Genomic DNA, 7391 nt, shown 5'->3' on the forward strand with positions numbered 1-7391 from the left:
TATAAATAATTAATTCACTGCTTTACTGTTATTGATTTGTACCGCACAAAAAGCATTGAACTCTTTTTCCTGCTCGGGAGTTACATCGGCATTCACAGATTTTTGAATGAGTTGATTGTTCTTTAAATCTATGGTTAAAATATTGTCTTTAAGCACTACATTATTTACTTGTTCCCATTTAAATTTTTTAGAAGGGATACTATTAAAAACAATTTCTTTTGTATCGAAAGCAACTTCCGGTAATACTTTGGCAGGCTTTTCCAGTACAGCAGCAATTAAATATAAAATGGCAAAGAATAATCCCTTTGGGTATAAATACCAGCCCCATGCAGCTAACATTAGTGCAAATCGATAAAAAGGCATAATGCCTCTGCTTTGTTGCCGATAACACCATATCCACCAAGAAAAAATAAAAATTGGGATTAAAAAATTAATGGTGTAAATACCTCCACTATGGCCATTTTGGAATAAAACAATGCCTCGTAAAATAAAAGCAACAGCTGCAATGGCTAGCATTAATTGACTAATAATGTCAATTGCTTTAAAAAATTTAACCGGATAGTTTAAAACGATAATGTAATCGAAAGTTTTTATAGGGCGTGTAATCATATTGTTCAAAGCGGCAAAATTAAGTATTAATAGGTAGTTTGAAGGCTTTTTTTGTTAAACCTTAATCGTTAAAATAATGGATACTGAGCAACATCAGTATTATTTAATCATTTAAGGACTACTTTTGCAGTTAAAATTTGGAATGACATGAAGAAGATGCACCTAATTCTTTTAATTGCTATTGCAGCTGCTATTACCATTTTAATCAGTTATACAGGTAATTTAACAACTTATGAAACCATTGCCTCAGCTAAGCAGAAGCCGGGTAAGTTTGTTAATTTAATTGCTAAACTTGATACAAAAGAACCCGTTCAATATGATGCTGTGAAAGATCCTAATTTTTTAACCTTTACAGCTGTTGATACTTTAGGTAATTCTGTAAAAGTGGTATACCACAATACAAAACCTACTGATATGGAAAAAAGTGAAAGATTGGTTTTGAAGGGTAGAATGGAAGGTGACCACTTTGAATGTAAAGATATTTTGTTAAAATGTCCTTCAAAGTATAAAGATAATCCTGAAGCTGCCGAAAAATCTGTTGCAAAAGGTAATATGTAAAATTATTTTAATTGCCGGGTAGTTTTATTTTAAACAACTACCTTTTTTACGTTGATATAACTAAGCTTATGCATTATAATGGAGAACATTTACTGCCTGGTCAAATAGGTCATTTCTTTTCAATATTATCATTAGTAGCCTCACTGTTAGCCACTATTGCTTATTTTAAAGCAGCGCGAATGAATGATTTGCTACCCGACAGGAAAGGGTGGATAAAATTGGCACGAACCGCTTTTTTTGTTGAAACCATTTCTGTTTTAGGGGTATTTTTCTCCTTATACTATATCATATATAATCATTATTTTGAATATTTTTATGCCTGGAATCACTCCTCACGCAGCTTGCAATTCAAATACATATTGAGTTGTTTTTGGGAAGGATCAGAAGGTAGCTTTTTATTATGGAGTTTTTGGCATTGTGTATTGGGTTGGATATTAATTAAAACCTCCAAAACCTGGGAAGCAGGTGTAATGACGGTTATTAGTTTTGCCCAATTTTGTTTGGCAAGTATGCTAATCGGCATTTACTTTTTCGGATATAAAGTTGGAAGTAATCCATTTATATTGTGGCGTCAGCAAATGCCCGATATTCCCATTTTTGCAGACCCCAACTATTTGCAACTACCCAGAATTGCCGAAGGGAATGATTTAAATACTTTACTACAGAATTATTGGATGGTTATTCACCCACCCATTCTTTTCTTGGGTTTTGCTTCCACCATTGTTCCTTTTGCATATGCTATTGCAGGGTTGTTTAAAAAAGACCATACTTGGATTAAAATCAGCATACCTTGGGCAGCATTTTCCGGTGCGGTATTGGGTACTGGTATAATGATGGGTGCTGCTTGGGCTTATGAAAGTTTATCATTTGGTGGATATTGGGCTTGGGACCCTGTTGAAAATGCTTCATTAGTGCCGTGGATTGTAATGATAGCCGGATTACATACCAACTTAATCTTTAAATCAACAGGCTACTCATTAAGAACAACCTATCTATTTTATATTCTCAGCTTCGTATTGGTGTTATATTCCACCTTTTTAACCCGAAGTGGTATTTTGGGTGATACTTCTGTACACGCTTTCACCGATTTAGGCATGAATGTGCAGTTATTGTTATTTGTTTTGGTGTTTTTTATTCCTGCTATCCTATTATTTGTTTGGCGATATAAAAATATACCGGCAATACAAAAAGAAGAAAATACCAATAGCCGTGAATTTTGGATGTTTATAGGCTCACTAGTTTTGTTTTTATCGGCTATTATTATTGCTGCAAAAACATCCGTACCTGTTTATAATAAATTATTTGGCGCAAATATTGCACCACCCGAAGATCCTGAATTCTCATTCAATCAAGTTCAAATATTTATTTTAATAATTATAGGCATTTTAACGGCAGTTACCCAATACTTTAAATACAAAAGCTCACCCCAAGGCTACTTTAGTAAAAATATAGTTTGGCCTACAGTGGTATCTTTAATAGTAGGTTCAGCTATTTGTATTTGGGGTAATATTCATTACAATAAACAAGGTATTGGTTTTTTAGTGGCTATTTATGTAGGTGTATATGCAGCCATTTATGCCATAATAGCTAATGCAGCTTACATATGGTTAGTATTGAAAGGCAAGTTGAAAGTGGCCGGTGCATCGGTAGCGCATGTTGGTTTTGGTATGATTTTATTAGGTGTACTCATTTCATCAAGCAAAAAAGAAGTATTAAGCTGGAATACCACCGGTATTGCTGTTTTTAAGAAAGATAAGAAAGAAGATCCTGCCGAAAACATCACTTTATTTAAGGGCGTTACAACCGATATGGGTAAGTATATGGTTACCTATGTTCGAGATACATTTAATACGAAAGATAGAAAACGTTATTATGAAATTGATTTTAAGGCCAAGAATGGTAATGAACAGTTTAAAGTGTATCCCGACATAATAAAAAATAACAAGGGAATGGAAGGCTTTTCACCCAATCCCGATTCAAAACATTATTGGAACCGCGATATTTTCGTTTATATTTCTTCATTTCAACAAAATGACCAACCTGATACTGCTACTTTTAGAAACATTGGTATAAAGCCGGGTGATACCACTTTTTACAGCAATGGTATTTTAATTTTAAATAAAGTTCAGGTTAATCCCGAAGCACAAAAAGATAAGTTTAAAAACGGGGAAACTGCTTTGTTTTTAGACATGACTGCTGTAACAAAAGATGGACGAAGATATCCACTAACACCGGGGATAGTGTTGAATAGTAATGAGTTAACCAATTACCCGGATACAGTTAAAGCCCAAAGTTTGATTGTTAAATTTAATAAAGTAAGTAATCCGCAAGATGGCAAATTGGAAATTGGAGTAAAGGAGAGTGGTGCCATTACCGATTTAGTAACTTTAAAAGTTTACGAATTCCCTATGATAAATATTTTATGGCTTGGTGTAGTGGTAATGGTAATTGGATTTTTTATGTCAATTTATCAGCGAATTACACCCCAATTTTTTTCAAAAGAATAGGTTACTTTTAGACTGTCGGCAGCATTAACTAAACAGTTAATGTCTATAGCTTAGCAGCAGTTATGGTTCGTAAACGTTTAATTCAATTAATAGTTATACTGGCATTCAGTTGTATTTATTTTACAGCCAATGCCCAACGTGGAGTAAATGATACAATTCCCGTTCATGCATTTATTACTCCGGAAGGCGATACTATACCTATGGGCTATTTGCCCGATTTTACGATAATTTATTACTTAAATGCCCGACAAAAAAGATATTGGGCAGAGTGGACCAGATTGCGCAATGCAGTTTATGTTACTTATCCTTATGCAAAAGCCGCCGGAAGAATAATGAATGAGATTAATGCCCGTTTGGTAGGAGTTACTAGCAAAAGTGAACGTAGAAAAATTATTCGTTCCCGTGAAAAAGAATTAAGAAAAGAATTTACAGATAAACTAACGCAACTATCCATTTATCAGGGAAAAATTTTAATGAAATTAATTTATCGGGAAACCGGAAACAACTGTTACGAGATTATTCAGGAATATAAAGGCAACATAACGGCAGCTGTGTACCAAACAGTTGCATTTTTTTTCGGTACCAGTTTAAAACAGAACTACGATCCTAACGGAGCTGATAGAGACATTGAAACCATTGTTCGCGATTTGGAGAGAATGTATGGTTTAAGGGGATAGATAATATTAGTTTAAATAATTTTTTAAAGTATTAATAAAACTTTCCCTATCAATAAATCTTGCACCTAAGCTTTCTAAATGTTCGGTATAAACCTGGCAATCAATAAGCACAACTTCTTCTTTTTGTAAATATTGTACTAACTGAATGAAGGCAAATTTGCTGGCATTGCTTACTTTACTAAACATACTTTCACCAAAAAAAATTTGGCCTAAGCGAATACCATATAAGCCTCCCACCAATTCATTATTCAAATAGGTTTCTGCACTAATGGCGTAGCCGTCAATATGCATTTGAATATAGGCCTGTTCCATTTCATCGGTAATCCAGGTTCCATCTTGCCCTTTGCGGGGTGTGGTTTTACAATTATGAATAACCGAATTAAAATTTTTATTGATTGAAAATTGGAAAACATTTTTGCGAATAAGCATTTGCATACTCTTACTCACTTTCAGCTCATTCGGGAACAAAACAAACCTTGGATCAGGGCACCACCATAATGGAGTATTACCTTCATACCATGGAAAAATTCCTCTTTTATAGGCTTCTAATAAACGCTGTACGGATAAATCGCCACCAATTGCTAACAAGCCATCTTCCAAGCTTTCAGTTACGGGTGGGAACCATAGGGTATGATTAAGTTGGAATAGCGGCATAATTTAAAAGCAAAACTTAATAACCAATTGTGGTAGTTTCAATGGTTGCATTAATGCCACGATCTAAAATGGCTGTACACATTGGTTGTAGTGTTTCGTATTCCCCATTTTTAACGGCACATTTTCCTTTCATGTGAATGAGTAGTGCACATTGCTCTGCCTGTTCATGAGTATGACCGCAAACCTCAACTAATGTTTCAATAACCCAGTCGAAAGTGTTTACATCATCATTCCAAACAATAAGGTGACAAGTAGGAGAAAAAGCGGTTGCAGTATCCAGTGCCGGCTCTTCCCAATCTTTTTCTTTGGTATGATTAAAAACCTGAATCATGGAACAAAAATAGGTAGTTCTGTTAAAATTTGAATAAGAGGTATAACTGCAAAGTGTAAAAAACTAGGCCGAAATATTGGTTTGTAGTAAAAACTGATAATTTTTGGGTGCTAATCCTGTATGCATTTTAAATATCCTATTGAAATGGGTAACATTATTAAAGCCACAACTATAAGCAACATCTTTAATTGTTTTTTGATGATGCGCTAATAGTTTAATAGCGTGCCTGATTCTTTTTTCAATTACTAATTCAGTGAAAGATTTACCGGTATGTATTTTACAATATCGTGCAAAAGTTGCCTCACTAACATTAAATAATAATGATTTTTTAAACAAATATTTTCTTGGAAATGTTCATTGATACAGCAATTTATAGCTTCTGCATTAATGACTGAAGTGTTTTCAGTCTTAGTTATTAAATGTGTTTCATTTAAAACGAGAGAGGATTTTTCTTTCGTTATGGTATGTAATAATTTCAACAAATTAATTATATCTAGAAAACCATTGTTTTGGCCAATTATACTAAAATATTCCATAATTTGTTTTGAACTAATATTGTTGAATACTAAGCCTCCATTTGCTTTTATAAATAGTTTTTTTAGCGCTATGAAAGAAAGCTTGTTCAATAGCTTGCTATTCAATAAGTCGGTCGTAAAAATAATTTTTGTAACAGTGGATGAGGTTAGTAGTTCTTTGTTGAGATAATAACCATGTAACATGTTTGGAGGTAAAAAAAATAAAACTTGGCGGGTATTAACTTTGAAAATATGGTTCCCATTAATGCAAGTTATCCCTTGAGCAAAATTAAACAATGCTAATTCCCAATTGGGGTGTAAATGCAATGGTTGATCGTTCAATATTGGTGACTTTACAACCCGCATTGCATCATCGTTCAGGGATGTAAAACAACCACTCATATTTTCTGAGTTCATGCAGCGTATGTTTGGTAAAATTCAATTTAAAGAAACATTTCCTTTAAATTTTTAAATATTTCTCAATTACTTCAGGCAATCAATTGCATTAAAACGTTGCAGTTCATTCAAAATTTAATTTTGTTTAGAAGAAGTGTTGAACCATAATTTCATTTCGAATTGTTGTTATTTGTTATTTGAATACAAAAAACACATGCAAATATTTTTTTTGACAAAAATCAATTACCAAAAAAATCTATTCTGTAATGCAGACAAGGTGCAGGATTTTGATAAATAATGTGTAAATAATACATAATTGTTTGTTAAAAAATCATATAAATATGCTATTATAAGGTAAGCACGCAATCGTTTGCGATGTTAAATTTGTTAAAGTTTATTTAACAACCAAACGAAAACATTGCTTATGCCAAACAAACCACACCTAACACGATGTTTTTTGTTACTAGCAGGACTCTTCTTTTTCACAGTAGGAGTTTTTGCGCAAAAAACAATTTCCGGAAAAGTTACGGGTAAAAACAATCAACCCATTGCAGGGGCAACTGTAAAGGTTCAAGGAACCAGCACGGCTACTGCGACAAACGATGATGGTACTTTTACAATTAAAGTACCAAATGATAAAAGTGTATTACAAATTTCTTCTATTGGTTACAACAGTGTAACAATGCCGGTTAATGGTCGTTCACAAATTGATGTTAGCTTAACAGAAGTTACAAGTGATTTGAATGAAATTGTAGTGTTGGGTTATACATCACAAAAGAAAAAGGACATTACAGGTTCTGTTGCTGTTGTGAATGTAAATGATATGAAATCAGTACCAGGTGGTAATACAGCTGCATTATTACAAGGTCAAGCATCTGGTGTAAGTGTTATTAATTCAGGTGTACCCGGAGGTGGAACTAGTGTTAAAATTAGAGGTATTACTTCACCCGGAAGTACAGCTCCATTGGTGATTATAGATGGTGTTCAGGGTAATTTACAAGATGTTAATCCTAATGATATTGAATCTATTCAGGTATTGAAGGATGCGGGTGCTGCAGCTATTTATGGGGTACAAGGTTCAAATGGTGTTATTATTGTTACCACTAAACGTGGACGCCAAGGTAAGGCAAGAATTAGCTATGAT

The 7391-nt window shown here is 33.6% G+C and carries 9 protein-coding genes; 4 read left to right on the forward strand and 5 right to left on the reverse strand.

The window, feature by feature from the left end:
- Positions 1 to 9 precede the first annotated feature (9 nt).
- Positions 10 to 609 (reverse strand): hypothetical protein, encoded by a 600-nt coding sequence (locus ACP5P5_RS12440; RefSeq protein ID WP_428286441.1) that lies wholly within the window; start codon positions 607 to 609, stop codon positions 10 to 12.
- A 147-nt stretch (positions 610 to 756) separates the two neighbouring features.
- Between ACP5P5_RS12440 and ACP5P5_RS12445 the strand changes: the two genes are divergently transcribed.
- The 3 genes from ACP5P5_RS12445 to ACP5P5_RS12455 all read left to right on the forward strand — a co-directional run bounded on the left by ACP5P5_RS12445 (position 757) and on the right by ACP5P5_RS12455 (position 4351).
- Complete coding sequence (locus ACP5P5_RS12445; protein WP_428286442.1) at positions 757 to 1167, forward strand: cytochrome c maturation protein CcmE; 411 nt, start codon at positions 757 to 759, stop codon at positions 1165 to 1167.
- A 68-nt stretch (positions 1168 to 1235) separates the two neighbouring features.
- Positions 1236 to 3674 (forward strand): cytochrome c biogenesis protein CcsA, encoded by a 2439-nt coding sequence (gene ccsA, locus ACP5P5_RS12450; RefSeq protein WP_428286443.1) that lies wholly within the window; start codon positions 1236 to 1238, stop codon positions 3672 to 3674.
- Between the two features lie 62 nt (positions 3675 to 3736).
- Positions 3737 to 4351 carry a DUF4294 domain-containing protein gene (locus tag ACP5P5_RS12455; protein ID WP_428286444.1) on the forward strand — a complete coding sequence of 205 codons (615 nt, stop codon included), beginning with the start codon at positions 3737 to 3739 and terminating at the stop codon, positions 4349 to 4351.
- 6 nt (positions 4352 to 4357) lie between these two features.
- Here ACP5P5_RS12455 and aat read toward each other — a convergent pair whose 3' ends face one another.
- From aat to ACP5P5_RS12475, 4 genes are all read right to left on the reverse strand, one after another.
- The gene (gene aat, locus ACP5P5_RS12460) at positions 4358 to 5005 is read right to left on the reverse strand and encodes a leucyl/phenylalanyl-tRNA--protein transferase (RefSeq protein WP_428286445.1); all 648 of its coding nucleotides are present in this window, start codon (positions 5003 to 5005) and stop codon (positions 4358 to 4360) included.
- A gap of 16 nt (positions 5006 to 5021) precedes the next feature.
- Complete coding sequence (locus tag ACP5P5_RS12465) at positions 5022 to 5336, reverse strand: ATP-dependent Clp protease adaptor ClpS (protein WP_428286446.1); 315 nt, start codon at positions 5334 to 5336, stop codon at positions 5022 to 5024.
- A 63-nt stretch (positions 5337 to 5399) separates the two neighbouring features.
- On the reverse strand, positions 5400 to 5672 hold the full coding sequence (locus ACP5P5_RS12470) for a helix-turn-helix domain-containing protein (protein WP_428286447.1): 273 nt from the start codon (positions 5670 to 5672) through the stop codon (positions 5400 to 5402).
- Positions 5582 to 6268, reverse strand: a complete 687-nt coding sequence (locus ACP5P5_RS12475) for a hypothetical protein (protein WP_428286449.1) — start codon at positions 6266 to 6268, stop codon at positions 5582 to 5584. The genes ACP5P5_RS12470 and ACP5P5_RS12475 overlap by 91 nt, the downstream gene beginning before the upstream one ends.
- 436 nt (positions 6269 to 6704) lie before the next feature.
- Here ACP5P5_RS12475 and ACP5P5_RS12480 point away from each other — a divergent pair.
- Positions 6705 to 7391, forward strand: a 687-nt coding sequence (locus ACP5P5_RS12480; protein WP_428286448.1) for a TonB-dependent receptor plug domain-containing protein, incomplete at its 3' end; no start/stop codon positions are given.

It is taken from the genome of Hydrotalea sp. (assembly GCF_049968455.1).
In the GTDB taxonomy this organism is placed as follows: domain Bacteria; phylum Bacteroidota; class Bacteroidia; order Chitinophagales; family Chitinophagaceae; genus Hydrotalea.

What these genes read in the sequence shown, in the direction of transcription:
- ACP5P5_RS12440 (WP_428286441.1), bottom strand. Translation starts at nt 609, where the DNA reads ATGATTACACGCCCTATAAAAACTTTCGATTACATTATCGTTTTAAAC.
- ACP5P5_RS12445 (WP_428286442.1), top strand. Translation starts at nt 757, where the DNA reads ATGAAGAAGATGCACCTAATTCTTTTAATTGCTATTGCAGCTGCTATT.
- ccsA (WP_428286443.1), top strand. Translation starts at nt 1,236, where the DNA reads ATGCATTATAATGGAGAACATTTACTGCCTGGTCAAATAGGTCATTTC.
- ACP5P5_RS12455 (WP_428286444.1), top strand. Translation starts at nt 3,737, where the DNA reads ATGGTTCGTAAACGTTTAATTCAATTAATAGTTATACTGGCATTCAGT.
- aat (WP_428286445.1), bottom strand. Translation starts at nt 5,005, where the DNA reads ATGCCGCTATTCCAACTTAATCATACCCTATGGTTCCCACCCGTAACT.
- ACP5P5_RS12465 (WP_428286446.1), bottom strand. Translation starts at nt 5,336, where the DNA reads ATGATTCAGGTTTTTAATCATACCAAAGAAAAAGATTGGGAAGAGCCG.
- ACP5P5_RS12475 (WP_428286449.1), bottom strand. Translation starts at nt 6,268, where the DNA reads ATGAACTCAGAAAATATGAGTGGTTGTTTTACATCCCTGAACGATGAT.